This window comes from Ruegeria sp. CDSA079, assembly GCF_059612245.1.
Window position 1 is genome coordinate 175,365 of the sequence record NZ_JBXWQF010000003.1, and the last position, 25,664, is coordinate 201,028.

A 25,664-nucleotide genomic window follows, 5' to 3' on the forward strand; every position below is an offset into this window, starting at 1 on the left:
GAGGAAAATACCTCTCGGAGCACCTGCACGGCCCTTGCTTCGTCTCTGCCCAGAAAGAAAGACAGTTCCACACAGGGCACCTCGACCGCATGTGATGTCGCCGCGTTGCGCCCGCTTCCCAGTGATCTGAATTGCTGGACCCCGGGCGTGGTCCGGAATGTAACGCAATCGTAGTCAACGTACTTGAGGGTATTCTCGACCAGGACCGCGTCAACGATCTTCTGTGCGTGGGTATCCGGCACCTGGACGATGATCCGCAGACCTGTTTCGACAACAAACCTACCGTTGACGAGATTGGGTAATGTCATGGTTACAGCCACACCGCATGCGCGATGATTTGAGGTCGACAGCGGTGGTCTTGTGGTTGGCGGCAGGTGATTTCATCGATACCAACTACGTTCCAAACTGGGCATGAGCAATCTAGCAGCGGTTATTGTGACAACACCGGAAACTTTCCAACAAAACCCTTGATGAGCGAAATCCGTCGCGCAATGATGGATTCCATGAAACCGATATGCATTTCCAATCCCATGGATCGCCGCGCCACTGGCTGTGATCTTGTGATCCCGGCCTGATCGCTGGGCCAAGGCCCTCTGGCATCCTGCTGTGACCACGGAAATTTCGGAAGATTTAATGACAACTCAAACGCTGCGCCTGGCTACTGATATTGGCGGCACCTTCACCGATACGGTTCTTGTTTCCGGCGAAGATACGATCCTCGCCTCGACCAAAACCCTGACCACTCATCAAAACCCCGCCGACGGCGCCATGGAAGGCGCGATGCGCGTGATGGCGCAATCCGGGCGCGTGTTGGGTGATGTGACCGGCTTTGTTCATGGTACGACTCTTGCAACCAATGCGCTGATTGAAAGGCGCGGCGCGGTCGTGGCGACAGTCACCACCGAAGGGTTCCGCGACATTCTGGAAATCGCCTATGAGCGGCGCTATTCGCAATATGACATCAATCTGGAAAAGCCCGATCTGCTGGTGCCACGCGAACGCGCGCTGACCGTGCGCGAGCGGATGGCCGCGGATGGCCGCGTTCTGATTGAACTCGAAGATGCGGCCATCGACGCGTTGCTGGATGACATCGACGCCAGCGGGGCCGAGGCCATTGCCATCTGCCTGATGCACGCTTATGCAAACCCCGTGCATGAACGAAAACTGCGCGATGTGCTGGTCACAGAACGCCCGGAACTGACCGTCTCAATCTCGTCTGAGGTCAGCCCAGAGGCACGCGAATTCGACCGGCTGTGCACCACTGTCGCCAATGCCTATATCCAGCCGCTGATGCAGACCTATCTGGCGCGGTTCGTCGATCGGTTCGAGGCCGAAGGCGTGACCTGCCCGATCCTGATGATGACCGCAGGGGGCGGCATGTGCACTGTGCGCACCGCCGCACGGTTCCCGGTCCGGCTGGTAGAATCCGGGCCCGCCGGGGGTGCCATTCTGGCCGCCCGCATTGCCGCGCGCGCCGAACTGGATCAGGTTCTGTCCTTTGACGTCGGCGGGACCACCGCCAAGCTGTGCCTGATCGACAAGGCCCGCCCGCAAACTTCGCGCCAGTTCGAAATTGCCCGCGCGGCGCGGTTCATCAAAGGATCGGGGATGCCGGTGCGCATCCCAGTGATCGAGATGATCGAGATCGGCGCGGGGGGCGGGTCCGTCGCCGGGGTCGACCGGCTGGGCCGTCTGACCGTGGGGCCGAAATCGGCGGGGTCCGAGCCCGGCCCCGTCGCCTTTATGCGTGGCGGCACCGATCCGACCGTCACCGACAGCGACATTACGCTGGGCTATATCGTTCCTGACACCTTTGCCGAGGGGCATATCAAGCTGGACCCCGAAAATGCGAAACAGGCGCTGAGCCAGGTGATCGGGTCGCGGCTCGAATTGGACGCAGTGGGGGCGGCTGACGGGGTTAGCCGCATCGTGGATGAAAGCATGGCCAGCGCGGGGCGGATGCACGCGGTGGAATCGGGCAAGGATCTGGGCCCGCGCACGATGATCGCCTTTGGCGGCAACGGGCCGCTGCACGCCAGCCGCGTGGCACGGTCCGCCGGTGTTGGCCGCATCGTGATCCCGCCCAACCCGGGCGTTGGGTCGGCTGTGGGTTTCCTGTTCGCGCCGGTCAGCTTCGAGATCGTCCGCTCGCGCTATTCCCTGCTGGACAACATGGAGATCAACGAGGTCAACGCCCTGTTCGACGCCATGATAACCGAGGCGCAGGAGGTGGTCACACTGGGCGCGGGCGATGCCCCTACGGAAACCCTGCGCACCGCCTTCATGCGCTATAACGGTCAGGGGCACGAGATCGAGATCACCCTGCCCGACCGCCCCCTGGCGACAGGGGACATCGCCCCGCTGACCGCCGCGTTCGAGGAAGAATACCGCAAGCAATTCTCGCGCCCGGTGCCGGGGATGCAGATCGAGATCCTGAACTGGGCGGTTCGCGTCGCCACAAGCGACAGTGCCGTACCGCCCCTGCCCGAGTCGCCCGCGCTGACGACGATCACCGCATCGGACACCCGCCCGATCATCTGCGATGTGGACGGGGCCTTAAAACAGGCCGCGTTTGTGGCGCGGGATGATCTGAAAGCCGGGGATCACCTGTGTGGCCCCGCGCTGATCCACGAGCCGCAAACCACAACGCTGGTTTCGGCCGATTTCTCGGCCCATGTGGATGCAATAGGAAACCTCGTCCTGGTTCAGGACCAGAAAGGAGGCGCATGATGACGACTGCCGATCTTTCTCCCGCCCGCCTTCAAGTGATGTGGAACCGCCTGCTGGCCGTGGTCGAGGAACAGGGCCAGACCCTGATCCGTGCCGCCTTTTCCCCCATCGTGCGTGAATGCGGCGATATCTCGGCCGGGATCTTCGACGTGAACGGCCGGATGCTGGCACAGGCCGTGACCGGAACGCCGGGCCATATCAACACCATGGCCGAGGCGGTACAGCACCTGCGCGAAGCCTTCCCGGTTCAGACCATGAAACCGGGCGACATCTATATGACCAACGATCCGTGGCTGGCCTCGGGGCATCTGAACGACTTCCTGCTGATGATGCCTGCGTTCAAGGATGGCAGGGTGGTGGGCTTCACCTCCTGCACCTCGCATCTGGTCGATCTGGGTGGTCTGGGCATGGGACCTGAAGGGTCCGACATCTATGACGAGGGGCTGCTGATCCCGCCCTGCAAACTGGTCGAGGAAGGCACCCCCAACGCGCTGCTGCTGGACATCATCCGCGCCAACAGCCGCGAGCCCATCGCCAACGAAGGCGACATCTATGCCCTGATCGCCTGCTGCGAGGCCGGGGTGAGCCGGCTGGTGGCGATGATGGACGAATTCGGCCTGAACGATCTGGAAGCGCTGGGGTCCTACATCATCGACACCTCGCGCCGCGGCACGCATGAGGCCATCGCCGAAGTGCCCGAAGGCGTCTACAGGAACGTTCTGAAGATGGACGGCTATGAGAACGAGCTGGAGTTGCATGCCACCCTGACCGTCACCAAGTCGGGGATGCATGTGGATTTCACCGGTACCTCGGGCTGTTCACGCAAGGGCATCAACGTGCCGCTGAACTATGCCACGGCCTATACCGTCTTCGCGCTACGCTGCATTGTAGGCTCGGACATCCCCAACAATGCCGGATCGCTGGAGCCGTTCACAGTGGACGGCCCCAAAGGCTGTATCTTGAACGCGCAGCGCCCGGCGCCGGTCGCGATGCGGCACACGCTGGGTCAGGTCACACCCGATCTGGTGCTGGGCTGCCTGCATCAGGCCCTGCCCGATCAGGTCCCGGCTGAAGGCGCAAGCTGCATGTTCGACCTGCCGATGCGACACGCGCCCGAGGTGGCCCGTGACGGCGGGCGGCAATTCGCGGTTGAACCTGTGCACAATGGCGGCACCGGCGCGCGGCCTCATGCGGATGGGTTGTCGGCCACCGCCTACCCTTCGGGTGTGTTCGGCAGTCAGGTCGAGATTACCGAAAGCGTCGCGCCCGTCACCATCTGGCGGCGCGAACTGCGCCCGGATTCCGGCGGTGCGGGCAAATATCGCGGCGGGCTGGGACAACGGATCGAGATGACCTCGTCCAACGATGCGCCCTTCATTGTCTTCCTGTCGGTCGAACGCCTGAAATTCCCCGCTCTTGGCCGCATGGGTGGCGAACCCGGCGCGCCCGGGCGCATCCGTTTGCGTGATGGAGATAGCGACATTCCGGGCAAGGGCGAGCTGCGGGTCGAAGGGGGTGATTACCTGATCTTCGACACCCCCGGCGGCGGCGGGTTCGGCAATCCAGCGGATCGCGATCCCGATGCGCTGTCGCTGGATATGAAACGCGGCCTGGTCAGCGCCGCTGGCGCCAAAATATACGGGGGTGACGCATGATCCGTCCGGTACCTTCCGTCGGGGCCATGGCCGCTTATGCGCTGGCTGATCTGGGCGGCGCGCAGACCGTTTCGCTGGCGCAAAACGAAAGCGCCTTTCCCGCCAGCCCGGCTGCTGTGGCTGCGGGACAAGCGGCGATGTCTGATCTGACACTCTATCCCGATCCAGAATGGCCCGAGTTGCGGACCGCGATTGCTGCGGCGCACGGGCTGGACCCTGCCCGTATTTTGTGCGGGGCCGGGTCGATGGAGCTGATCGGCTGTCTGATCCGCGCCTTTGCCGGTTCGGGTGATCAGGTGCTTGGGACACAATACGGCTATGCCTTTGTCGCCTCGGCCACGGCGCAGGCGCAGGCTGAATACACCGTCGCGTCCGAGGTCGATCTGACCGTTTCGATCGATGCGCTTCTGGCCGCTGTCACGCCCAAGACCCGCATCGTCTTTGTCTGCAACCCGGGCAATCCCACCGGCACGCTGATCGCGAATTCCGAGATCACCCGCCTGCGCGCCGCCCTGCCCCGCGATGTGCTGCTGGTGGTAGATCAGGCGTATGCCGAGTTTGCCGACCCCACCAACGACCCCGCCGAAATCTTCGCGCTGGCGGATCAGGGGGATACGGTGATCACGCGCACTTTCTCGAAAGCCTACGGGCTGGCCGGGGCGCGGGCCGGATGGGGGTATTTCCCTGGCCGGCTCGCAGGCGAGATACGCAAACTACTGAACCCAAACAATATCTCGATCGCCGCGCAGGCGGCAGCAGCAGCAGCGATGCGCGATCAGGTTCATATGCGTGATGTGGTGGTGCAGACGGCGGCGATCCGGGACCGGTTTGCGCAGAACTGCCGTGATCTGGGCCTGACAGTGCCCGAAAGCCACACCAATTTCGTGCTGATCCGCTTTGCCTCGGCCGCGCAGGCGCAGGCGGCAGATGTGGCGCTGCGGGCTGAACATCTGCTGATGCGCGGCATGGGCGGCTATGGCTTGTCCGATTGTCTGCGTGCCACCATCTGCCCCCCCGACGTGATGGACAGGGCGCACAACGTGCTGAAAGGAGTGTTGACATGACCGAGACACGCACCGCAGCCAGGATCGGTGTTCTGGTGCCGTTCACCAACACCAATCTGGAACCGGATATGGAGATGCTGCGCCCGCCAAACACCACCGTTCATTTCCAGCGCATGGGCGGCTATGACGTGGACGAGATTCCGGGCGCGAACCAGATGGCTGGTCTGGGCGCCTCGGATATCAGTCACGACCTGCGCATGATATCTGGGGTGCGACCGGACGTGGTGCTGTATGGTTGCACCTCGGCCACCTTGACCCATGGTCCGTCTTTCGACGCCGATCTGGCGCGGCAGATTGAATCCGGTTCCGGGGCACGGTCCCTGACCGCCGCCGGTTCACTGATCGCCGCCATCAAGGCGCTGGAGGTCACGAAGGTCGGATTTTCTTCTCCCTATCTGGGTGAGATCAATGCTCAGGCCATAGCGTTCATGGCTGAAAACGGTTTCGAAACCGTACACTGCGCCGATGTCGGCCGCGAACTGGGCAATTACGGTCAGGGAGAGCTGACACCCGACGAAGTTTTTGACCTGGCCTGTCAGGCTGACCACACCGACGCGCAGGTCATCGTTCTCAGTTGCACCGACATGCGCTCGGTCGAGGCCATCGAGCGGATCGAAACGGCGTTGGAAAAACCGGTCGTCACCTCGAACCAAGCGATGATATTCTGCCTGATGCAGGCCCTGAACCTGCCACGCCACGACGCACTGCCGGGCCGTCTGTTCGACAAACTGTAACAACACCGGAGCGAAGCGAATTGCCCCGCTTTCTTAGAATCTGTACCCATTTTTTTGGCTGCCACGATCTCAGCAGCGTGTTTCAAGCCACTGAGTTTCAGTTGGTGCAAACGAGCCATTTGTTCTGGCTGACTGAAAAGCAGATGGAACGTCTTCAGCCTTCCATCGGCTGATTGGCACCCGTCTGAATCACAGTGCTATGGCGAACACCGTTGTTCTTGGAGAAATTGCACTCAGCCAAGTTCGACCCGCCAGTCATGGCGGGTGAACCCTATGACCCATTCGCAAGTGGCAGCGTTGAACACCCCGTCCACCTCGCAACCGAAGATGTGTGACCTTATTCGACAATCAGCGGCGGCTGCATGGGCGGACCGGGTTCAAAGCGGAAACATCTGCGCGCGCAGTCCTGACGTCTTCCGTTGATCTGGATGACTTTCACACCAGCCTACGCCTGCTTCAACGAGATCTAGATCCAGGTGCCATACATATGGTGCTGCAGCAAGGGATGGCGGGATGAACGGGCCACTCAAGGTGCTCGGCCTTGGCGGTGACCACATTGGCCCCGAGGTCGTGGACAGCGGGTTGCAGGTGTTGCGTCAGGTTGCCCGACAATTCGACGTGGCGGTCGACATTGAGGAGGATCTTCTTGGAACCGCGTCGTGGGACGCGCATGGCAATGCACCTAACATTTCCGGGCAGGGGATCGCCAACCCACTAGGCGCGATCCTGTCGGTGGCGATGATGTTCGAGCATGGCTTAGGTCGGCCCGAGGCTGCTGATGCCATAGAGCGGGCTGTGGACAACTTTCTGAACGCAGGGTTGCTGCCACCGGACCTTGGGGGATCGGCCGATACGACGACTGTTACGCAAGCAGTCTTGCGCAACCTGAGGACCGACGAACCATGATTGGAACGGCGCATCTGGCCACCTTCATCGGTCCGGGAGCAGACAGATCCTGTCCAATCCCTGATTTCGTTGCGGCGATAGAAAGTTGTGCGGCCATACAATGCACGAAATGCTCAAACTGATAGTGACATTCGACAGCCGCGCAATTGCCCTACCCTTCGCCAATGCTCTTGGTAATCTGACGGCCTCGAAAAACATCCGATTCCCTATAAGCTTCAATTCAGCCGTTAGAGGCCACGCTTTCGTTGTGCATCCCTGACAAGAGCCGCGAGGCGGTAGAACCCGTGCGCCATTTTTGTGAACGGTGTCAGAACGAAAAACGTCAAAACAGATCCCAAGTGGATGGCTAATAGGGCTGGCATCAACGGCGTCGCGCCGAAGGCATAGAGAACAAGCCCGCTCAGCCCAACAAAACCAAGCAGCAATATAAAACCGATGTCTCCACTCCAGGCGGATTTGTCCCCAAGGTCTGTGTCCGATTTCTGTTTCAGCATAACCATGGCTCCGCATCCTACGGTCAACAGAATGCCGCCTGAAACCCCAAACAGTTTCGGCAGGGACCAAAACCCGTATGGTGCTTGCAAACCAAAGCCATAGTGCAGAATGGTCGCGACGGAAGTAGAGGCGAAACACAACAGGAAACCGTACATGATGGCCTGGTGGATGTGCCGCCGGGCCTGACTGAACCTGTCTTCATCCTCAAAGTTGCAGCCCTCTCCATGGCCTGCAGCCAGGTCCCTCATCGTTGCGGCGCGTTCAACAGCCACCTTAAGGTCTGCCAACTGAACGGGCGTTCCGCCAACCGCGTTCCAATAGCGCCTGAGGCCAATAGCGATACTGAAAAGCGGCAACAGGAAAGCGGGCGCAAAAATCGCGACCATCGCATTGTGGGACAGGACGGCGTAGAAACCTTCTCCTCCGCTGGATCCAATCGCGCGGATTGCCCAGAACAACGCGGCAAATCCAACCACAAGCGCCATGGCTATGGCCCCGCCATGGGTGTGAAACCGGCGCGCTAACGGCTGCGGCCAGGCGAAGCTTTCCCAACTGTCCCGCCGAACTTCGGCCAGTGCTTTGGGCAGGTTCAAATCGAACTCATGCGGTGCCGTGTACTGGCAGGCATAGTAACACCCGCGGCAGTTGTGGCAGAGATTGGCCAATTGCGTGATGTCACCATCTGAGAATGCGCGCTCCGAATGCAGCGAAGGGAAGACTGAGCAATAGCCTTCGCAATACCGGCATGCATTGCAGATCTCGGCCTGACGGCGGGCTTCCTGTATCAGATCAATTTGCATAAGCAGCGGCCTCACGTCCTGCGACGCGCCCAAAAACGGTTCCGATGGTCATGCCAAAACCGGCCAGATAACCCTGCCCCAGAATGGACCCGGCCATGGTTTCCCCTGCCGCCCAAAGGTTTTTGATCTTGCCGTCAGATGTTGAGCATTGCGCGTTGTCGTCAACTTTCAACCCCAGATAAGTGAAGGTCACGCCGGTGCGCAGCGAATAACCGTAAAAGGGCGGCTCATTAATCGGCCGGGCCCAGTTGGTCTTGGGCGGGCTCAATCCGGCGGTTGCGACCCCATCCAACTCAGTTGGATGAAACCCGGTGGTGTCACCGCAGGCCGCATTGAACTCGCTGACCGTTGCGGTCAGCTTGTCGGCAGGCAGTCCCATCATCTCTGCCAGTTCCTCCAACGTGTCCGCCTTGAGCGGCGGGAAAACGGATGGCATGAATAGGTTTAGCGACGTCGCATCAATGATCACATAGCCCACCTGATCCGGCTGTGCCGCCACCAGGCGGCCCCAGATCGCGTATCGCTTTGGCCAGACGTCCTCTCCCTCGTCATAAAATCGCTCTGCGTCTTTGTTCACGACGATAGAAAACGGCACGCAGTCCAGGCGGGTGACGATGCCGCCGTCGAATTTCGGCGCGCGTCCATCAATGGCCACGGCGTGGCACTGCGTGGGATCCCCAATGCTCTCAACGCCCTGTTTAAGAAGATCGGCCAGGACAACGCCCCGATTATACGGCGTGCCTCGGATCAGAAAGTTCTGCGCCGCAGGCCCCCAAGCGCGGGTAAGCCAGTCCGTGTCCCCCTGAAATCCGCCCGAGGCAACGATGACGGACTTTGGCGCTATGCGATGAGAGCGTCCTTCGTAGGTGTAGTCCACCCATTCAACTTGATCGCCATTTAACTCCAAATGCGTCACTGCGGCCTCATACAGCACGTCAACGCCTAGACCAGCCGCTGTCCTGTAAAACGCGTTCACCAGAGACTTGCCGCCGCCCATAAAGAAGGCATTTGTACGTGCCAAAGAAAGTGTCCCGGACAGGGACGGTTGAAAGCGAACCCCGCGCTCTTCCATCCACGGCAGGCATTCCTCTGACGTTCGTATGGCCAGTCGGGCCAGATGTTCGTCCGTTTTGCCATCAGTGACTTTCAAAAGGTCCGATAGATATTCATCTTCGCTGTAGGCGTCGACCAAGGGACCCAAAGGGCCCTGATGCATACAACGAAAGTTGCGTGTGTGGCGCGAGTTCCCCCCGCGATAGGGTTTTGGGGCTGTTTCAAGGATCAAAACACGGGCACCGGCCTCGGCTGCCGTCATCGCCGCACACAGAGCCGCGTTTCCTCCGCCAATCACGGCAATATCGTAAACTTCCGTTTGGGTTGCCATGTTCTGCCTGCCTACTGATTTTCGTCGATTGAGCGGTCGCGTTCCTGCAACGCACGAATCCGCATCCGTTGCGCAGCCTGAATATGCGCGCGCATTTCCGCTTCAGCCGCAGCACCATCGCGGGCTTTCAGCGCAACCATGATGTGTCGATGCTCAGCCACCGCCGCTTCGGATCGCTCGCTGTCCAACAATTGCGAAGGCCCTAAGATCAGCAACGCCTTTTGCAGAGACAGCATAGACTTGGCCAAAAACCGGTTTTTGGCGGCATCCAGGAGCGTTGCATGGAAAATCCTGTTGATCTGAGCCGCGTCGGGACCAGTGCCTGCCTCGGCAAGCCGGTCATTCAATATGTCCAACTCATCCAGTTCTATGTCTGACGCCGCACGTGCTGCCAGCCGGGCCGCAGTGCCCTCAAGCACCGCGCGCATTTCATACAGCTCCATTACCTCGGCGTAATCTAGACTGCGTACAGTCGCGCCCTGCCGCGGAACATGCGTGACCAGCCCGTCCGCTTCCAACTGTCGGATCGCTTCGCGCACAGGGGTCCGGCTGACACCCAGCCGCTGGGACAGTTCAATCTCACGCAGGCGATCGCCGGGCAGAAGCGTGCCATCGCGAACCTCGTCCAGAAGGCGTTGGTACGCAGAATTGCCTTGTGGGCCGGGCTGTATGGCGGCGTCTTGAATTGTCATCACAGGCTCTCTTGCTCTCTTGCGTCCTATTGCATACATTTGGATACATACTGAGTCAACGACGTCGGAACCTGCATCTTGCCTTCCCTCACGAACGCACCCTCTCTCATGGCCAAACGGGCCGTGACGTTCAGCCTGGCGGTTCTGGGCACGGGGGTGTTCTGGGCGCTGAACCTACCGCTGCCCTTCTTGTTCGGCCCGATGAGCGCATGCCTAATTGCGGCTCTGGCGCATGCCCCGATGGCGGGGTTCGGGCAGATTTCGGTAGCCGCGCGTACCATACTGGGCGTCGCAGTGGGGGCGTCGATTACACCCGCCCTATTTGCCCAGCTGCCAAAGATGGCCGCATCGATTCTGTTGGTCCCCTTCTTCATTCTGCTAATCGCACTGGTTGGCGTTCCGTTTTTCCGCAAGGTTTGGGGTTTCGACGCGAAAACCGCGTTCTACGCGGCAATGCCCGGCGGTCTTCAGGACATGATCATTTTCGGCACTGAGGCCGGCGCCAACCCGCGCACTCTGTCGCTGATACATGGAACACGCGTTCTGATCATCGTCACCCTCGCCCCAATAATCCTGACGGCGTTGTATGATGCAAATCTGACCAACCCGATCGGTCAGCCCGCCCGCGATCTTCCGATGCATGAATTGGCGCTGATGGTGATGGCAGCACTGGTCGGCTGGAAAGGGGGCGAACGCATTGGCCTGTTCGGCGCGTCCATACTGGGGCCCATGATCCTGACTGCTGCGCTTTCATTGGGAGATTTCATCCACTCCCGTCCCCCGCGCGAGGCCGTGCTGGCCGCTCAATTCTTCATTGGATGCGGAATTGGTGTGCAGTTTGTTGGCGTAACCTGGACTGAATTGCGCCGCGTTGTGGCAGCGGGTGTTTCGTATGTTGTCGTGCTTGCGATTCTGGCAGCGGCATTCACCGCCATAGTCACAAGCTTAGGACTGGGGCACCCCGTCGAAGCATTTCTGGCCTTTGCCCCCGGTGGTCAGGCCGAGATGACGATTCTGGCCATCGTATCGGGTGCTGATCTGGGCTTTGTAATCACCCACCATCTGACACGGATTGTGCTGGTCATCATCGGCGCACCCATTGCCGCCAACCTCATTTTGCGATGGACACGGTCCCGAGAGTGATCACACGAAATACATCATCAATCCGAGATTTGCGCCACGACGTCCGCGAGGACCTGTCTTGCGCAAATATGAAGCAACGGCTAAATGACGCCGCTTTTTAGTATCGCGTTTGCGGTTTCTTGCTCAAAATAGTGTGTGCAAACTTGGCAATGCTGAACTAGCTTTCTAAATGCGGCGATGCTTCCCTAAATGATGTGGATTGATAACAGTGAAACCTGAACACCGCTTAACTGCGCCCCCCCGTCACGAACTGCGCAACGTGCGGAATCAAGGCGTCGCCTTTCTGGCGCTGGCGTTCTTGTTCAGCATCTTCGTCAATCTGCTGATGCTGACCGGTCCCTTGTTCATGCTGCAGGTATATGACCGGGTTCTGGCTTCGCGCGCGGTGGAAACTCTGACTGCTTTGTTCTTGCTGGTCGCTCTGCTTTACGCGTTGATGGCCATGCTCGATTTTGCGCGAGGACGTATCGTTGCCCGATTTGGCGCGCGGTTTCAGTCCCAACTGGATGAACGGGTTTTTGAGGCCACGATGCGCCGCTCGCTTGTTCCGCAGGTCCGCTCGGCCCCGGCAACGGCTTTGCGTGATCTGGAGTCCATCCGAAACCTGTGCTCATCACCGGTTCTGCTGGCCGTCATGGACATACCATGGACGCCGGTCTTCTTAGGCGCGATTTTCCTGTTTCACCCTCTTTTGGGATGGTTGGCAGTGGCCAGTGGGGTTCTGCTTGTGGCAATTGCGCTGCTTAATCAGGCGATGACCAGCCGAAAAGTGGCCGAAGCCCAATCCGCTAGCGCGCGGGCCAACGCTTTTTCTGAACACGCCAGACAAGCGGCTGAGGTTGTACGGTCGCAGGGTATGCAAGCGGACGTGACCAAACGATGGCTGAACCAGCGTTCGGACGCTTTACGTCAGTCCATTGCCGCAAGCGATTGGACCGGTAGCTTTACGTCGCTGACCAAGTCGTTACGGCTGTTTTTTCAATCTGCCATGCTGGCCCTGGGCGCTTGGTTAGTTTTGCAAAACGAAATGACACCTGGCGCGATGATTGCAGGCTCAATCCTTTTGGGTCGCGCCCTTGCGCCCGTCGAACAGGCCGTTGGGCAATGGAGCCTCGTTGAACGTGCCAGAACGGCCTGGGTGTCGCTGAACCGGTTCCTCGACCTGATGCCACCGGAAGAAGAACGGATTCGCCTGCCTGTGCCCAAGGCGCAATTGGAAGCCAAATCTCTGACCGTGATTCCCCCTGGTACGTCGACACCGACGCTTCGAGGCGTAAACCTGAAGCTCGAGCCCGGCAAAGCACTGGGCGTCATCGGCAAAAGCGGGTCGGGAAAGACGACATTGGCCAAAGCGTTGCTGGGGCTATGGCGCCCCGCCGCAGGCGAGATCAGGCTGGGTGGCGCCACGTTGGATCAGTACGACCCCAATGATCTGGGTAGCCATATAGGTTATCTGCCGCAACAGGTGACACTGTTCAACGGAACCGTCGCTGAAAACATCGCCCGTATGTCTGAAAAGCCGGACTCCGAAGCCGTTGTGGCGGCGGCCAAGAAAGCCAACGCTCATGAATTGATCCTGTCACTGGAAAAGGGCTACGGCACGTTCCTTGAAGGCAATGACAGTCAACTATCCGGGGGTCAGAAACAGAGGATCGCTCTGGCCCGCGCCCTCTATGGCAACCCAGTTCTTCTGATATTGGACGAACCTAACTCTGCCTTGGACGCCGACGGCACAGAGGCGTTGAACGCGGCTGTAAGAGGTCTGAAGGAAGCGGGCAAATCCACGATCATCATGACGCACCGTCCACAGGCCATCTCGGAATGTGACGATCTGGCCGTGGTCGAAAAAGGACAGGTTGTGAGATTCGGCAGCCGGGACGAAGTCCTGGGCGCAATGGTCCAGAACGCAGGCGCGATTAAGCGCAAGCTCAGCCCTGTAGGTGAATAATGGCGAAGAAATCTACACAGAAACCAGCTCAGATCTGGAGCATGAAGATTCCTGCGCTGGTCGGGTTTGCAGCCCTTGTCATTCTGGTCGGCGGATTGGGCATCTGGTCTGTCAAAACGCGTTTGGCCGGAGCCATCGTGTCTTCGGGTGTGATCGAAGTGCAAAGCAATCGCCAGGTTGTGGAACATCTCGATGGTGGCGTGGTCGGCGAGATTTTCGTGCGCGACGGGGATGTTGTGTCATCGGGCGACATGCTGTTGCGTCTGGACGATACTTTCCTGTCCTCCGAACAGACGATTGTCGAGGCACAGCTTTTCGAACTGCTGGTGCGACGCGCTCGGCTGGAGGCGGAAAGGGATGGCCTGACATCCGCTGAGCTGGCCACACGGTTGAGTGAGGTTCAGACTGAGTATGAAATTGATGCCGACCTGATTTCAGGCCAACTGAACCTGTTCGAGGCCCGGCTTGAGACGCTGACCAGACAAGATGAACAGCTGCGCAAACAGTTGGTTCAGATCGAAAGCGAAATCGAAGGCACTCAGGCCCAGTTGGTCTCGCTGCGTCGTCAGGTCGAGTTGATTGAGGATGAACTGGAAGATCAGCAAAGCTTGTTGAAACGAGGTCTGACGCAAACCAGCCGGGTGCTTGCCCTACAACGGGAAGAGGCCAGCCTGACCGGTGAGATTGGCCGATTGGAAGCTGCTGTTGCGCGCCTGAAAGGGCAGATCGCGTCTACCGAGATTCAGATCGTCGAACTGACCGCAACCCGGAGAGAAGAAGCCATCACCACCTTGCGAGATGTACAGGCACAGATCGCGGAACTATCCGAACGCAGACTGTCTTTGACCGAACGCCTGACTCGCCTGGACATTCGATCACCAGTCAGTGGCACCGTGTACGGAAGTCAGGTGTTCGCCTTGCAGTCGGTCGTGCAACCGGGTGAACCGATGATGTATGTCGTTCCTCAGGACACGCCGTTGCTGGTTGCCGCACGTGTGGATGCGATCAATGTGGATCAATTGCATGTTGGTCAGCCGGTGGCCCTGCGCTTTCCCGCGTTCAATCAGCGCGAAACACCCGAGTTGGACGGGCAGGTCAACAATGTCTCGGCGGACACGTTCACCGACGAACAGTCCGGTTTAACCTTCTACCGTGCTGAAGTTGCCCTGAATGATGGGCAGTTGGAACGTCTCAATGGGCAGGAGCTTTTGCCCGGTATGCCGGTAGAGACGCTGATCAAAACTGACGAGCGCACGCCGTTGTCTTATCTGGTCAAACCGATGGCGGATTACTTCAATCGCGCTTTCCGAGAGTAAAGCCGGCGCGGTTATCTCTGGATCACCGCGCTTTCCCATTCCGTCAGAAACCGGCGGCGCTTCAACCTGTCCAGAAAGGTCAGCAGGGCCGGGTCGAGCCCAATCGCTTCCCGCTCCGCCCCTGCGTCGTAGAGCGCCAGCGGCGGAAGAGAAAAAACGCTTCCTGCAGGGCTTGAAACAAGATGCTGCACAAAGGTCGCCGCAGCATCAGGTTCTGGGGTGCCGTCCAGCACCAATGCCGTGCGCATCATGGTGGTCTGAAAATCAGATGGCAGGATGACCTCTAGCACGTCCTTGCCGCCAGCCCGGGCGGAGGCATAACTGCCTAAAACGTTGTACGCTACGGCGATCTCTCCGTTGACAAGATCGTCAATCATGTCGGCCGAGCAGCAGTACAGGCGAACATTCAACCCGCCCATGACCTCCATCAGACGCCAATAGGTTTCGGATGCGCGGGCATCCTGGGTGGCAAAAAGATAGCCCAGACCGGATTGCCGAATGTCATATGTCCCCACGCGCCCCAAGAATTCGTCCGGGCGCGCGCGCAGCATTTCAATAAGCTGCTGGCGAGTTTCGGGCATGGGGCCACCTTCAAAAGCGGCACGGTTGACCACAATTGTCGCGGGCTCGAACGTAAACGCAAACAAACTTTGGTGCCATTGCGCCCAAGACGGCAGCCTGACGTCATCAATTACCCGCCCAAAACCGTCATTTGCCAATTTTAGTTGCAGGTCCATTGCACTGGAAATGACGATATCAAAGTCGGCGGGCGCACTGCGAACGATCCGGTCGATGTCTGCTGTGCCCGTCACCATGTAATCTACCGAGATACCCGGGTTCTCCTCAAGAAACGCGGCAATCAGCGGCGCGAAAAGGAATGTATCCGTGCTTGAGATCACCCGCAGGCGGGTCTGACCTGCCTCAGCATTAAACACCTGTCTGTCTTCCCAGGCTTGTGCCAATACAACTGTTGGAAAGAAAAACAAAATCAGAGCGATAATGTAACGCATGCGCCGCCCCCTTGTCGGTTCTCTAGTTCCAGCGTGCCGCCATGGGCAGTTGCGACGTCCTGCACGATGGTCAGACCCAAGCCGGACCCGATGGTGCCGCTTGCGTTTTTTCCACGCTCGAAGCGGCGTGTCAGCGTATGGATTTCGTTTGGCGGGAACCCGGGTCCGCGGTCTTTGACACGGATCTGCTTAGTCGGGGCAGACGTTACCTCAATGCGGACAGAACTGTCAGAAGGTGCATATTTGAGTGCATTATCGATCATGTTACGCACCGCGTTCTGGATGAGAATAGGATCCCCGGAATAAAGAACCTCCGCATCGCCATCCAAGGATAGGGACAAGTCCTTCATTTCGGCAATCGGTGTCAAACGCTGCACCAAGTCTCGAACCAGAGCGACAAGGTCGATCTCTTCCCGCTCCAGGTGATCCGCGCGGAACGTGATCATCGCATGATCCAGCAACTGCCCCGCCGCCCGCGAGCTTTCGTCAATGGCCCGTACCATCGATCGCAACGCTTCGCGATTCTCTTCCTTCTCAACCCTTTGCAACGTTGTGTCAGCATAAGATCTGACTGTTGCCAGCGGGGTCCGCACGCGGTGCGCCGCCTCGGCGATGAAGTCTTCGGATTGGCTCAGAGACTGATCGAGCCGACCCATCAAAAAGTTCAGCGAGGCGACCAATGGTGCCATTTCGCGGGGCACGGGTTTTTTGAAGGGGCTCAGATCTTGCGGGCCCCGGCGGGTGACAGAGGTCGTCAGCCTGTTCAACTGCCCAATGGTCGAAGACGTCGCCCAAAAGGACAAGGCGGCGGCAAGGGCAAAGAACCCGATCCCAAGAACTGCCGCGTTGCGTGAGATCTGGTCCAGAGTTTCCGCCAGCGCATCTTGTGTTTGCCCCAGCACAATTTCGACTACGGTTTGTTTGTCCAATCCAACCAGCGTTCGGTTGGCATTGACCTGTCGGATGGTCTCACCTCGGACGTAGTTGGATTGAAAGCGCCACCGGCTGTCACTTTGCCCTGACGATGGCGACAGGTCTTCGTATCCAGACAGAAATTCCCCATCCTGATAAATCGCGTAAAAGACCCGGTCGTCTGACGGGGTGCTCAGCATTGCAAAGGCGGCGTATGGAATATCAACCTCAAGCTCACCCTCACGTAAGGCCGCTGCATCCAGAATAGAGGTCACGGAAGCGCCCAGAATATTGTCCTGCCCCTGTTGCGCGACCTGCGCGGCATAATTTCGGACCGCTACAAACAGAAGAAAGGCAAGTAGAGCAGCACCCCCGATGAGGGTTAGAACCAATCTGTTCCGCAGCGATCCTGACACATTGGGATCAAGAGGCATGATCCAGCCTGTATCCCAGTCCGCGAAGTGTTGTGATCTTCAAGTCAGACGGCTCCAGATGCTTGCGCAAGCGACCCACATAGACCTCAATCGCATTATCCGAGACCGTGTCGTCGTAAGAAAACAGCCGGTCTGTTAGCTTTTGCTTTGAAAAAACCTGTCCAGGTGCATTGATGAACAGTTCGAGCAGGCGCAGTTCACGGTTACGCAGGGAAAAGGTCTGATCCCCTACGGTCAGGTGGCCCGCCAGCGGGTCGAAGACGATGCCGCCGACCTCGATCTTCGTCGTCGTATTCCCGGATTTGCGGCGTAGTACGGCGCGACAGCGGGCCTCGAGTTCTGCGTGATCGAAAGGTTTGGTGACATAGTCGTCTGCCCCCAGATCCAGCGAACCGATTCGATCCGATACCTGACTGCGGGCCGTCAGCACAATGACGGGCGTGTCCCGATTGCCTGCGCGATGGCGTTTCAGAAAGTCGCGCCCATCCCCGTCGGGCAGCATGATGTCCAGCAGGATCAGGTCATAATCCTGAGTTTCCACAAAGCCGGTTGCATCGTCCAAATTTGCTGCGTGATCAATCACATGCCCGTCTAACCTCATGCGCGAACAAATCGCGCGTGCAAGGTCGTGACTGTCTTCAACTAGCAAGAACTTCATGAGGCTTTGGCACTATTTTTGCACGTGACAGGTTGATGTCAGGTTGATGTGTTTTTGTTCTGTCAATCTGAGCCGCGACGCGGCCGGTTGTCAAATGGGAGGACATCATGACGACATTCACACTGGGCCGCCGCGCCCTGATCGCAGCTGTGGCCGCAATCGGCCTAACGGGGCCGGCTCTGGCCGATGATCATCAGGTTGTGGACAGCATTCACTTTCTGATCCCCGGCGGTGCAGGCGGCGGCTGGGACGGTACTGCACGTGGTACTGGCGAAGCGCTGACAAACGCGGGTCTTGTGGGCACTGCGTCCTACGAAAACATGTCAGGTGGTGGTGGTGGCAAAGCCATTGGTTACCTGATCGAAAACGCTGACAGCAATCATGGTACGCTGATGGTGAACTCCACGCCGATCGTGATCCGTTCCCTGACCGGCGTATTCCCACATAACTTCCGCGACTTGACGCTGGTCTCGGGCACCATTGGTGATTATGCCGCGATCGTTGTGGGCAAAGACAGCCCCATCAACTCGATGGATGATCTGCTTGCCGCCTTTGACGCCGACCCGGGCGGAACAGCGATTGGCGGCGGCTCGGTGCCCGGCGGTATGGACCACTTGGTGGCCGCGATGGTGATGGAAGCGGCAGGCAAAGATGCGCTCGGCGTGAAATACATCCCCTATGACGCGGGCGGCAAAGCCATGGCAGCCCTGCTGTCGGGTGAGATTGCGGGGCTATCCACCGGTTTCTCGGAAGCGGTTGATCTGGCAAACGCGGGCGAAGTCAAAATCATCGGCGTGACGTCGGAAGAACGTGTTGATGCGGCTCCTGATGCCATGACCATGAAGGAACAGGGCATCGACACAACCTTCGTGAACTGGCGTGGTTTCTTTGCAGCCCCGGGTCTGCCCGAAGACAAGCTGGCCGCCTACCAGGCCGCGATTGCCAAGATGTACGACACTCCTGAATGGGAAGAGGTTCGCGCACGTAACGGTTGGGTGAACATCCACAATTCAGGCGACGACTTCCAGTCATTCCTGGAGCAGCAGGAACAGCAGATCGGCGATCTGATGAAAAAACTGGGCTTCCTTTAAAATCACGACGGGCAGAGCGGGTACCCGCTCTGCCATCCCCAACAACAAGAAAAAAGGAGGGGGTCTCATGGCGCTGGATCGCTGGATCGCGCTCGTTCTTCTGGGTGTGTGTTTAACATATGGCTACGCCGCTTGGTTCACGATGGACGGCAGCCTTCCCCCTTTCATGCAGAGAAACCCCATCTGGCCCAGTACTTTCCCAAAAGTGCTGTCGATTCTGGGAATCATCACCACCACGATCATTCTGCTGGGTTTCGAAAAGGCTGAACCCAAAGAAGCCGATATCGATTATCGGCGGTTGGGTGATTACCATCTTGACCAGGCGTTGATGCTGTTGGCCCTGATGGTGATCTACGCCCTCTGCCTGCGCCCCGTCGGGTTTCTGATCTCGACTTCGGCTTTCCTGATCCTGGGATCATTCATTCTGGGCGAGCGAAAATGGCACATTATGCTTCCCGTCGCTTTCATAGCAACAGGTGCCGTCTGGTATCTGGTTCAGGAAGTTCTTGGCATCTACATGCGTCCCTTGCCGGGCATTTTCGGAGGCTGACATGCTTGAAGGACTTCTGATCGGCCTGCAAACGGCTTTCTCAATTCAGAACCTGCTGATGGTCATCGCAGGATGTCTTATAGGTACATTCATCGGCATGCTCCCGGGCCTCGGTCCGATGTCGATCATCGCCATTATGATTCCTGTTGCTATTTCCATGGGCGATCCGTCCGCGGCATTGATCCTGCTAGCCGGGGTTTACTATGGTGCCATCTTTGGCGGCTCCACCTCTTCGATCCTTCTCAACGCGCCGGGGGTCGCGGGCACTGTGGCGTCCAGCTTTGACGGCTACCCGATGGCTCGCCAGGGGAAAGCAGGAAAAGCTTTGACCATCGCAGCAATCGCAAGTTTTGCAGGCGGTACAATTGGTGCCATTTTGCTGATGGTCTTCGCCCCTGCCCTGTCGTCCGTGGCATTGCTCTTTCACTCGGCAGAGTATTTCGCCCTGATGGTGGTTGGCTTATCGGCCATTGCAGCCTTTGCAGGAACGGGACAAGTTGCCAAAGCGGTCATTATGACGCTTCTCGGGCTGATCATGGCAACCGTGGGCGAAGGCGCGTTGTTCAACTTGCCGCGATTCACCATGGGTATCATGGACCTGCAGTCCGGGTTTGGGTTCATCACCTTGGCAATGGCCATGTTCGCCTTGCCCGAAGCGCTGTTTCTGGTCCTCAAACCAAAAGACCTTCAGGGAGATGATGGCGAGATCAAGGATCTGCGGATATCAGGCAGCGAAGCAAAGGCCATCGCACCTGTGATTGGTCGCCAATCGATACAAGGATTCTTCATCGGTGTCCTGCCCGGCGCAGGCGCTACGATTGCAAGTTTCCTAGGCTATGCGGTCGAACGCAACATTGCCCCGAAAGACGAACAGGAAGAATTCGGCAAAGGCTCAATCAAGGGTCTTGCGGCTCCTGAATCGGCAAACAACGCTGCCTGCACTGGGTCTTTCGTGCCGCTGCTGACGCTTGGCATTCCCGGCTCTGGTACAACGGCGATCTTGCTCGGGGCTCTGATTGCACTGAACGTGACACCGGGCCCGCGTCTGATGTTGGATGAGCCGCAGATTTTCTGGGCCGTGATCATGTCAATGTTCATCGGCAACCTCGTGCTGCTGATCCTTAACCTGCCCCTGATCCCATACATCGCCAAAGTTCTCTCGGTTCCGCGTAATTACCTGATCCCCTTCATTTTGTTCTTCACCCTGATGGGGGCCTATATCGGGCAGAACAATGCAACTGAGCTTTTGATACTTGTTGGCTTCGGCGTCTGCGCGACAGCGTTGAAATTCGCTGATTACCCACTGGCACCGTTGCTGATCGGCTTCATCCTTGGTGGCATGATGGAAGACAACTTTGCCCGCTCGATGCAGCTCTATGACGGCATCGCCTTCGTCTGGGAACGCCCGATGACTCTGGGTCTGCTGGTCATCGCGGCACTTCTGGTGCTTCTGCCCAGCTATCGCGCACGCCGTGCACGGGCGCGGGCGGCTGGGGTTGCAGAAGGTGACTGAACCGCTGGCAGGAATACGGGTGCTCGATCTGACAAATGTCCTTGCGGGTCCGTATTGCTGCTATCAACTGGCGCTGATGGGAGCTGAAGTGATCAAGGTCGAACGCCCTAGTGACGGCGACCTTGCCCGCGTTCTAGGCGCTGATCCCGACAGAAACAAAGCGGGCATGGGCATCAGCTTTCTGGCCCAAAACGCCGAAAAGAAATCTGTCACGCTCGACATGAAATCGGCAAAAGGCAGGGCGTTGCTGAAACGTCTTGTCCAAGCTGCTGATGTGCTGGTTGAAAATTTCCGACCCGGTGTAATGGATCGCCTTGGGCTTGGTTACAACGTCTTGCGAGAGGTCAATCCGAACCTGATTTACTGCGCCATAAGCGGGTTCGGTCAGGATGGCCCACGAAGGGGTGATCCGGCTTATGATCAGATCGTTCAGGGCATCAGTGGCGTGATGTCCATCACCGGGGCACCTGATACTGCACCCTATCGCGTTGGCTACCCTTTGGCGGATACGGTCGGCGGGATGACGGCCGCCTTTGCCGTTGCCGCTGCATTAAACGCAACCCCACGCGGAACCTATCTGGATGTTGCTATGTCCGAAGCGGTGATTTCAACGATGGGTTGGGTCGTGTCGAACTATCTGGTCGGCGGTGTCATGCCCGGAGCGCACGGAAACGAAAATACAACCTCTGCCCCCTCTGGCACCTTTGCGACGCGCGACAGCCCGATCAATATCGCCGCCAACCGAGATGAGCAGTGGCAGGCCCTGGCAAGCCATCTGGGACGGGACGATCTGCTAAGCAATCCCGCCTACGCAACCCGCGAAGACCGCAAACAGAACCGTCACACATTGCGCGAAGCGCTGGAGCAGACTCTTCGGACCAGAGCCGCAGCAGATTGGGTGCATGAACTCAATGCCATTGGAGTACCGACCGGTCAGGTTCTGACCGTGCCCCAGGCGCTTGCCGACGAACAGCTTTCCCGTCGCGGCCTAATCGGGTCTGTGCAGGTTCAGGGCGAAGTCATGAAGCTTGCGGGCAGCCCTGTCGTGATGGACGGCACGCGGCGCATGCCAAAGACCGCTCCACCCGAGCTTGGGGCCGACAATGCCTCAATTTGGACTGAAGTCGGTTTGTCCGGCGCAGAAATCGACACGTTGCGCAAGGAGGGGATCATATGAGCGATGTGTCCGATTGGTGGAAAACATCCATCATTGATATGGAACCCGGCCGGATCGATTTGCGCGGTGAACCGATCCAGAACTTGATCGGAAACCTCAGCTTCGCTGAAATGATCTGGTTCATGGTGCGCGGCGATCACCCTTCCGACGCGCAGGCCGGGTTGTTTGAGGCCGCATTGGTCGCCGCAGTAGACCATGGGCCTCAGGCACCTTCGATTGCTACAGCGCGCATGGCAGTAACCTGCGGCCTGCCCCTCAACAACGCGATGGCAAGCGCCGTGAACATGTTGGGGGACGTTCACGGCGGGGCTGGCGAGCAAGCCGTAACTCTTTTCCATTTCGTAACTGAACATCCCGGCAGTTTGGAACAGGCCCTGGACGACTGGATTAATAACGAGGGGAAAATATTGCCGGGCTTTGGCCACCGGTTCCATACCCCCACGGACCCTAGGGCCCCGCGTTTGATGGCGTTGGTGTCCGAAGCCGTGAAAAACGGTGCCTGCGACGGTCAGTTCATGCGGATTTGCCAAACGATCGAGGCGGAGTTGGCAAGGCGCAAAGGGAAGCCCGTTCCGATGAACATAGATGGCGCAACTGCTGTTATTTACGCCGAACTTGGCTTTGCGCCCCCGCTTGCACGCGGTCTGTTCTGCCTGTCCCGATCTGTCGGTATTTTGGCCCATGCGTGGGAACAGATGCAGCAAGGGGGTCGAAACAAGGGGCCGACCCCACCCGCCTACCGCTGGACATATAAGGCGACGTAAACCGCCCCTACGCGGTTTTCAAATGTGAGCGTTCGGCCAATAGATTCGACGCGGCGCGGGCAATCATCAGTTCTTCATTCGTCGGGATCGCCATGACCACCACGCGGGACAGATCAGTTGAGATGATCAGGTCATTATCCGCATTTGCATCCGGGTTCAGTTCTATCCCTAGCCACCCCATTCCAGAGCAAACCCGGTCGCGTACCAAACGCGAGTTTTCTCCGATTCCGCCAGTAAAAACCAAGGCATCGATGCCACCCAGAATAGCCGCCATCGCTCCTAGTTCGCGTCGAATACGAAAGGTGAAATAGCTGATCGCCTGGCGGCTTTCAGGCGTGTCCGCTTTTTCCAAGGTTCGCATATCATTCGATAGCCCGGAAAGGCCCAGCAAGCCCGACTTGCGGAACAGAAGGTCCGAGATTTCGTCAGCGCTGAGCCCTTCCTGTTCCATCAGGTACAGCACCACGCCTGGATCAAGCTGGCCGCAGCGTGATCCCATTGGCAGCCCGTCCAGAGCCGAAAACCCCATGGTGGAGCCCACGGACCGTCCGCCGATCATTGCACACATCGACGCGCCATTGCCCAGATGGGCAACCACCACGCGACCTTCGTGCAGCAACGGGGCCGTTTTTGCCATGTGGTCCGAGATGTATTCATAGCTGAGACCATGAAAGCCATAGCGACGGACGCCCTTGTCGTAATACTCGCGCGGCAGCGCAAATACGTCATTTTCCCACGGGTGATTGCGGTGAAAAGCTGTGTCGAAACAGGCAATTTGGGCGGCGTTCGGGAACCGTTCCATCGCCGCCTTCGCCCCGGCCAGATTGTGTGGTTGGTGCAATGGTGCAAAGGGTGAAAGCTTGTCCAGCGCTTCAATGGAGGTTTCGGTCAGCGGCAGCGGCGCATCGATATCCGGACCACCGTGGACAACACGATGCCCTACCGCAGTCACTTCGCTGTTGGGGAAAGAGCGCGCCAGCAGATTCAAAACCCAATCCAGGGCAGCGGCGTGATCGTGGATTTCGCCCGCCGTGCCACTGGCAAGAACACTGCCGTCGGATGACTTGGCCTTGACCAGCGGCTCGCCCTCGCCAATCCTCTCAACTGCCCCTGTGCAAACCATGATCGGATCGTCGTCGGTCAGCTCGAACAGACCAAATTTCATCGAAGACGATCCAGCGTTTAATGTCACGACATGTGTCATTCGGGTGCTCCGGAGTGCGAAAGGGTGAATGCATCATGCAAGGCCGCAACAGCACAGGACGCCAGCCGCGCCTTGTCGTCATCAGCCCGGCTGGTCAGAATGATGGGCGCCTTGGCCCCCATCACTACACCCGCACCTTCTGCATTGGCGATATAGGTCAGTTGCTTGGCCATCATGTTCCCGGCATCCAGATTGGGCACCACCAGAATATCGGTTTTACCTGCGACTTCCGATACAATCCCCTTGGATCGCGCGGCAGCAAGGCTGACGGCATTGTCCATGGCAAGAGGTCCGTCAACCAGCCCACCGGTGATCTGACCGCGTTCCGCCATTTTCGACAGCAGGGCCGCGTCGACCGAAGATCGAATGGAGGGATTGACGGTTTCGATGGCCGACAAAATACCCGCCCTCGGGTTTTCGATCCCCAGCGACAGGGCCAGATCTATTGCGTTTTGGACAATATCAATCTTGGTTTCCAGATCCGGCTCGATGTTGATCGCCGCGTCCGTCACCAACAGCGGTCTGGGTTGTCCGGGCACGTCCATGACAAAGACATGGGTAAACCGGCGTCCCGCGCGTAGGCCATTCTCGCGTCGCAGCGCAGCCTTGAGCAGTTCATCCGTGTGCAGATGCCCTTTCATCAACGCCTTGGCCCGGCCCGTAGAAACAAGATCAACCGCCGTATTTGCTGCGCTGAAATGATCGGTCTGCGGTATGATCTCAAACTTGTCCAGCGAAGCGCCGATTTCGGCCGCCGCGTTTGCGATCTTCGTAGGATCACCTATCAAAATGGGGGTAATGATCGTCTCGTGCGCGGCCAGCAGCGCCCCGCCCAAAGAATTCGGGTCTTCAGGGGCTACAACCGCCGTCGGCATGGGCGGCAGGGGGCGCACCTTATCCAGCATAGCGTCAAAGTGGCGATGGCGTTTGACCACAAGCCCGGGCAATTCCAGCTCGGCAAACGCCAATTCTTTGTCCGGCGCTATGACAATAGCCTGTCCACTGACGATCACTGCACCGTCGGACGGGCGTGTAACGACTGTATCAAAGACAACCTCGCGACCTGGCCGCTTTTCAGCAACCGTGACCTTGGATACCAATTCATCGCCAGCGTGCGCCCGTTCAACAAAGTCAAAGTTTTGCGATTTGTAGAGCGTCCCTGCCCCCGGCAGAACGTTCCCCAAGACGGCCGAGATCAGAGCCCCCACAAACATGGCTGGCGCAACCGCTTCGTTGGTATGGTCGCCGTCGCCATCTTCGCTAGCCAGATGAAGCGGATTGTGGTTGCCGGAATTGTTTGCGAACACATAGAAATCGTCGACCGAGCAAGTGCGAACTAGCTCGGCAGTATCGCCGACCTGAAGCTTGTCATAGGGCTTGTTGTGATACTGCATGAACTTTCGATTCTGTTTCGGTCCGTGTGGCGGGGCTGCGAACTCTCTTGCTGATACTCAGTTCAGCGCTCAATGAAAACAATGCAATAA

Annotated in this window: 21 protein-coding genes; 13 read left to right on the forward strand and 8 right to left on the reverse strand. The window is 58.5% G+C overall.

The genetic code is table 11. The annotated features are described in order from the left end of the window. Positions 1 to 633: 633 nt before the first annotated feature. The 5 genes from AC2FJZ_RS04655 (at position 634) to AC2FJZ_RS04675 (ending at position 7,089) form a co-directional block, all read left to right on the forward strand. A complete protein-coding gene (locus AC2FJZ_RS04655) occupies positions 634 to 2,730 on the forward strand; it encodes a hydantoinase/oxoprolinase family protein (RefSeq protein WP_496776233.1) in 2,097 nt (698 codons plus the stop codon). Continuing rightward, a complete protein-coding gene (locus AC2FJZ_RS04660; RefSeq protein ID WP_496776234.1) occupies positions 2,730 to 4,385 on the forward strand; it encodes a hydantoinase B/oxoprolinase family protein in 1,656 nt (551 codons plus the stop codon). The genes AC2FJZ_RS04655 and AC2FJZ_RS04660 overlap by 1 nt, the downstream gene beginning before the upstream one ends. Continuing rightward, complete coding sequence (locus tag AC2FJZ_RS04665) at positions 4,382 to 5,449, forward strand: pyridoxal phosphate-dependent aminotransferase (RefSeq protein ID WP_496776235.1); 1,068 nt, start codon at positions 4,382 to 4,384, stop codon at positions 5,447 to 5,449. Before AC2FJZ_RS04660 ends, AC2FJZ_RS04665 begins: the two co-directional genes overlap by 4 nt. Next, positions 5,446 to 6,183, forward strand: a complete 738-nt coding sequence (locus AC2FJZ_RS04670) for a maleate cis-trans isomerase family protein (protein ID WP_496668178.1) — start codon at positions 5,446 to 5,448, stop codon at positions 6,181 to 6,183. Before AC2FJZ_RS04665 ends, AC2FJZ_RS04670 begins: the two co-directional genes overlap by 4 nt. 513 nt (positions 6,184 to 6,696) lie before the next feature. Further along, positions 6,697 to 7,089, forward strand: a complete 393-nt coding sequence (locus AC2FJZ_RS04675) for an isocitrate/isopropylmalate family dehydrogenase (RefSeq protein ID WP_496776236.1) — start codon at positions 6,697 to 6,699, stop codon at positions 7,087 to 7,089. A 227-nt stretch (positions 7,090 to 7,316) separates the two neighbouring features. Here the strand turns inward: AC2FJZ_RS04675 and tcuB are convergent, their stop codons facing one another. The 3 genes from tcuB to AC2FJZ_RS04690 are packed head-to-tail and all read right to left on the reverse strand — an operon-like array spanning position 7,317 to position 10,460. Next, positions 7,317 to 8,384: a tricarballylate utilization 4Fe-4S protein TcuB gene (gene tcuB / locus AC2FJZ_RS04680; RefSeq protein WP_496776237.1), complete on the reverse strand. Its 1,068-nt coding sequence runs from the start codon at positions 8,382 to 8,384 to the stop codon at positions 7,317 to 7,319. Next, positions 8,374 to 9,768 carry an FAD-dependent tricarballylate dehydrogenase TcuA gene (gene tcuA, locus AC2FJZ_RS04685; RefSeq protein ID WP_496668186.1) on the reverse strand — a complete coding sequence of 465 codons (1,395 nt, stop codon included), beginning with the start codon at positions 9,766 to 9,768 and terminating at the stop codon, positions 8,374 to 8,376. Before tcuA ends, tcuB begins: the two co-directional genes overlap by 11 nt. Before the next feature lie 11 nt (positions 9,769 to 9,779). Then, a complete protein-coding gene (locus AC2FJZ_RS04690; RefSeq protein ID WP_496776238.1) occupies positions 9,780 to 10,460 on the reverse strand; it encodes a GntR family transcriptional regulator in 681 nt (226 codons plus the stop codon). A 108-nt stretch (positions 10,461 to 10,568) separates the two neighbouring features. Between AC2FJZ_RS04690 and AC2FJZ_RS04695 the strand changes: the two genes are divergently transcribed. The 3 genes from AC2FJZ_RS04695 (at position 10,569) to AC2FJZ_RS04705 (ending at position 14,867) form a co-directional block, all read left to right on the forward strand. Beyond that, positions 10,569 to 11,603 (forward strand): AbrB family transcriptional regulator, encoded by a 1,035-nt coding sequence (locus tag AC2FJZ_RS04695; protein WP_050603786.1) that lies wholly within the window; start codon positions 10,569 to 10,571, stop codon positions 11,601 to 11,603. 208 nt (positions 11,604 to 11,811) lie between these two features. Further along, on the forward strand, positions 11,812 to 13,551 hold the full coding sequence (locus AC2FJZ_RS04700; RefSeq protein ID WP_496776239.1) for a type I secretion system permease/ATPase: 1,740 nt from the start codon (positions 11,812 to 11,814) through the stop codon (positions 13,549 to 13,551). Between the two features lie 41 nt (positions 13,552 to 13,592). Continuing rightward, complete coding sequence (locus AC2FJZ_RS04705) at positions 13,593 to 14,867, forward strand: HlyD family type I secretion periplasmic adaptor subunit (RefSeq protein WP_496776240.1); 1,275 nt, start codon at positions 13,593 to 13,595, stop codon at positions 14,865 to 14,867. A gap of 11 nt (positions 14,868 to 14,878) precedes the next feature. Here AC2FJZ_RS04705 and AC2FJZ_RS04710 read toward each other — a convergent pair whose 3' ends face one another. From AC2FJZ_RS04710 to AC2FJZ_RS04720, 3 genes are read right to left on the reverse strand one after another with little or no spacing between them, the layout of a single operon-like run. Further along, a complete protein-coding gene (locus AC2FJZ_RS04710) occupies positions 14,879 to 15,877 on the reverse strand; it encodes an ABC transporter substrate-binding protein (protein ID WP_496668196.1) in 999 nt (332 codons plus the stop codon). Next, complete coding sequence (locus AC2FJZ_RS04715) at positions 15,856 to 17,223, reverse strand: sensor histidine kinase (protein ID WP_496776241.1); 1,368 nt, start codon at positions 17,221 to 17,223, stop codon at positions 15,856 to 15,858. The genes AC2FJZ_RS04710 and AC2FJZ_RS04715 overlap by 22 nt, the downstream gene beginning before the upstream one ends. Continuing rightward, positions 17,213 to 17,881, reverse strand: coding sequence for a response regulator transcription factor (locus AC2FJZ_RS04720; protein WP_050603782.1), 669 nt, complete (start codon positions 17,879 to 17,881; stop codon positions 17,213 to 17,215). Before AC2FJZ_RS04720 ends, AC2FJZ_RS04715 begins: the two co-directional genes overlap by 11 nt. Before the next feature lie 107 nt (positions 17,882 to 17,988). Here AC2FJZ_RS04720 and AC2FJZ_RS04725 point away from each other — a divergent pair, with 107 nt between their 5' ends. The 5 genes from AC2FJZ_RS04725 to AC2FJZ_RS04745 all read left to right on the forward strand — a co-directional run bounded on the left by AC2FJZ_RS04725 (position 17,989) and on the right by AC2FJZ_RS04745 (position 22,976). After that, positions 17,989 to 18,972: a Bug family tripartite tricarboxylate transporter substrate binding protein gene (locus tag AC2FJZ_RS04725; RefSeq protein WP_050603781.1), complete on the forward strand. Its 984-nt coding sequence runs from the start codon at positions 17,989 to 17,991 to the stop codon at positions 18,970 to 18,972. A 67-nt stretch (positions 18,973 to 19,039) separates the two neighbouring features. Next, positions 19,040 to 19,522: a tripartite tricarboxylate transporter TctB family protein gene (locus AC2FJZ_RS04730; protein WP_496668202.1), complete on the forward strand. Its 483-nt coding sequence runs from the start codon at positions 19,040 to 19,042 to the stop codon at positions 19,520 to 19,522. 1 nt (position 19,523) lies between these two features. Then, positions 19,524 to 21,035, forward strand: coding sequence for a tripartite tricarboxylate transporter permease (locus AC2FJZ_RS04735; protein ID WP_496668204.1), 1,512 nt, complete (start codon positions 19,524 to 19,526; stop codon positions 21,033 to 21,035). After that, complete coding sequence (locus tag AC2FJZ_RS04740) at positions 21,028 to 22,212, forward strand: CaiB/BaiF CoA transferase family protein (RefSeq protein ID WP_496776242.1); 1,185 nt, start codon at positions 21,028 to 21,030, stop codon at positions 22,210 to 22,212. Before AC2FJZ_RS04735 ends, AC2FJZ_RS04740 begins: the two co-directional genes overlap by 8 nt. Beyond that, entirely contained in the window at positions 22,209 to 22,976 is a 768-nt protein-coding gene (locus tag AC2FJZ_RS04745) for a citryl-CoA lyase (protein ID WP_496776243.1), read from the forward strand. Before AC2FJZ_RS04740 ends, AC2FJZ_RS04745 begins: the two co-directional genes overlap by 4 nt. 7 nt (positions 22,977 to 22,983) lie before the next feature. Here the strand turns inward: AC2FJZ_RS04745 and AC2FJZ_RS04750 are convergent, their stop codons facing one another. Then, the gene (locus AC2FJZ_RS04750; protein WP_496776244.1) at positions 22,984 to 24,180 is read right to left on the reverse strand and encodes an acetate/propionate family kinase; all 1,197 of its coding nucleotides are present in this window, start codon (positions 24,178 to 24,180) and stop codon (positions 22,984 to 22,986) included. Then, positions 24,177 to 25,574, reverse strand: a complete 1,398-nt coding sequence (locus tag AC2FJZ_RS04755) for a bifunctional enoyl-CoA hydratase/phosphate acetyltransferase (protein WP_496776245.1) — start codon at positions 25,572 to 25,574, stop codon at positions 24,177 to 24,179. The genes AC2FJZ_RS04750 and AC2FJZ_RS04755 overlap by 4 nt, the downstream gene beginning before the upstream one ends. Positions 25,575 to 25,664 lie beyond the last annotated feature (90 nt).

Coding starts and splice junctions, on each gene's coding strand:
- AC2FJZ_RS04655 (WP_496776233.1), top strand. CDS start 634: ATGACAACTCAAACGCTGCGCCTGGCTACTGATATTGGCGGCACCTTC.
- AC2FJZ_RS04660 (WP_496776234.1), top strand. CDS start 2,730: ATGACGACTGCCGATCTTTCTCCCGCCCGCCTTCAAGTGATGTGGAAC.
- AC2FJZ_RS04665 (WP_496776235.1), top strand. CDS start 4,382: ATGATCCGTCCGGTACCTTCCGTCGGGGCCATGGCCGCTTATGCGCTG.
- AC2FJZ_RS04670 (WP_496668178.1), top strand. CDS start 5,446: ATGACCGAGACACGCACCGCAGCCAGGATCGGTGTTCTGGTGCCGTTC.
- AC2FJZ_RS04675 (WP_496776236.1), top strand. CDS start 6,697: ATGAACGGGCCACTCAAGGTGCTCGGCCTTGGCGGTGACCACATTGGC.
- tcuB (WP_496776237.1), bottom strand. CDS start 8,384: ATGCAAATTGATCTGATACAGGAAGCCCGCCGTCAGGCCGAGATCTGC.
- tcuA (WP_496668186.1), bottom strand. CDS start 9,768: ATGGCAACCCAAACGGAAGTTTACGATATTGCCGTGATTGGCGGAGGA.
- AC2FJZ_RS04690 (WP_496776238.1), bottom strand. CDS start 10,460: ATGACAATTCAAGACGCCGCCATACAGCCCGGCCCACAAGGCAATTCT.
- AC2FJZ_RS04695 (WP_050603786.1), top strand. CDS start 10,569: ATGGCCAAACGGGCCGTGACGTTCAGCCTGGCGGTTCTGGGCACGGGG.
- AC2FJZ_RS04705 (WP_496776240.1), top strand. CDS start 13,593: ATGAAGATTCCTGCGCTGGTCGGGTTTGCAGCCCTTGTCATTCTGGTC.
- AC2FJZ_RS04710 (WP_496668196.1), bottom strand. CDS start 15,877: ATGCGTTACATTATCGCTCTGATTTTGTTTTTCTTTCCAACAGTTGTA.
- AC2FJZ_RS04715 (WP_496776241.1), bottom strand. CDS start 17,223: ATGCCTCTTGATCCCAATGTGTCAGGATCGCTGCGGAACAGATTGGTT.
- AC2FJZ_RS04720 (WP_050603782.1), bottom strand. CDS start 17,881: ATGAAGTTCTTGCTAGTTGAAGACAGTCACGACCTTGCACGCGCGATT.
- AC2FJZ_RS04725 (WP_050603781.1), top strand. CDS start 17,989: ATGACGACATTCACACTGGGCCGCCGCGCCCTGATCGCAGCTGTGGCC.
- AC2FJZ_RS04730 (WP_496668202.1), top strand. CDS start 19,040: ATGGCGCTGGATCGCTGGATCGCGCTCGTTCTTCTGGGTGTGTGTTTA.
- AC2FJZ_RS04735 (WP_496668204.1), top strand. CDS start 19,524: ATGCTTGAAGGACTTCTGATCGGCCTGCAAACGGCTTTCTCAATTCAG.
- AC2FJZ_RS04745 (WP_496776243.1), top strand. CDS start 22,209: ATGAGCGATGTGTCCGATTGGTGGAAAACATCCATCATTGATATGGAA.
- AC2FJZ_RS04750 (WP_496776244.1), bottom strand. CDS start 24,180: ATGACACATGTCGTGACATTAAACGCTGGATCGTCTTCGATGAAATTT.
- AC2FJZ_RS04755 (WP_496776245.1), bottom strand. CDS start 25,574: ATGCAGTATCACAACAAGCCCTATGACAAGCTTCAGGTCGGCGATACT.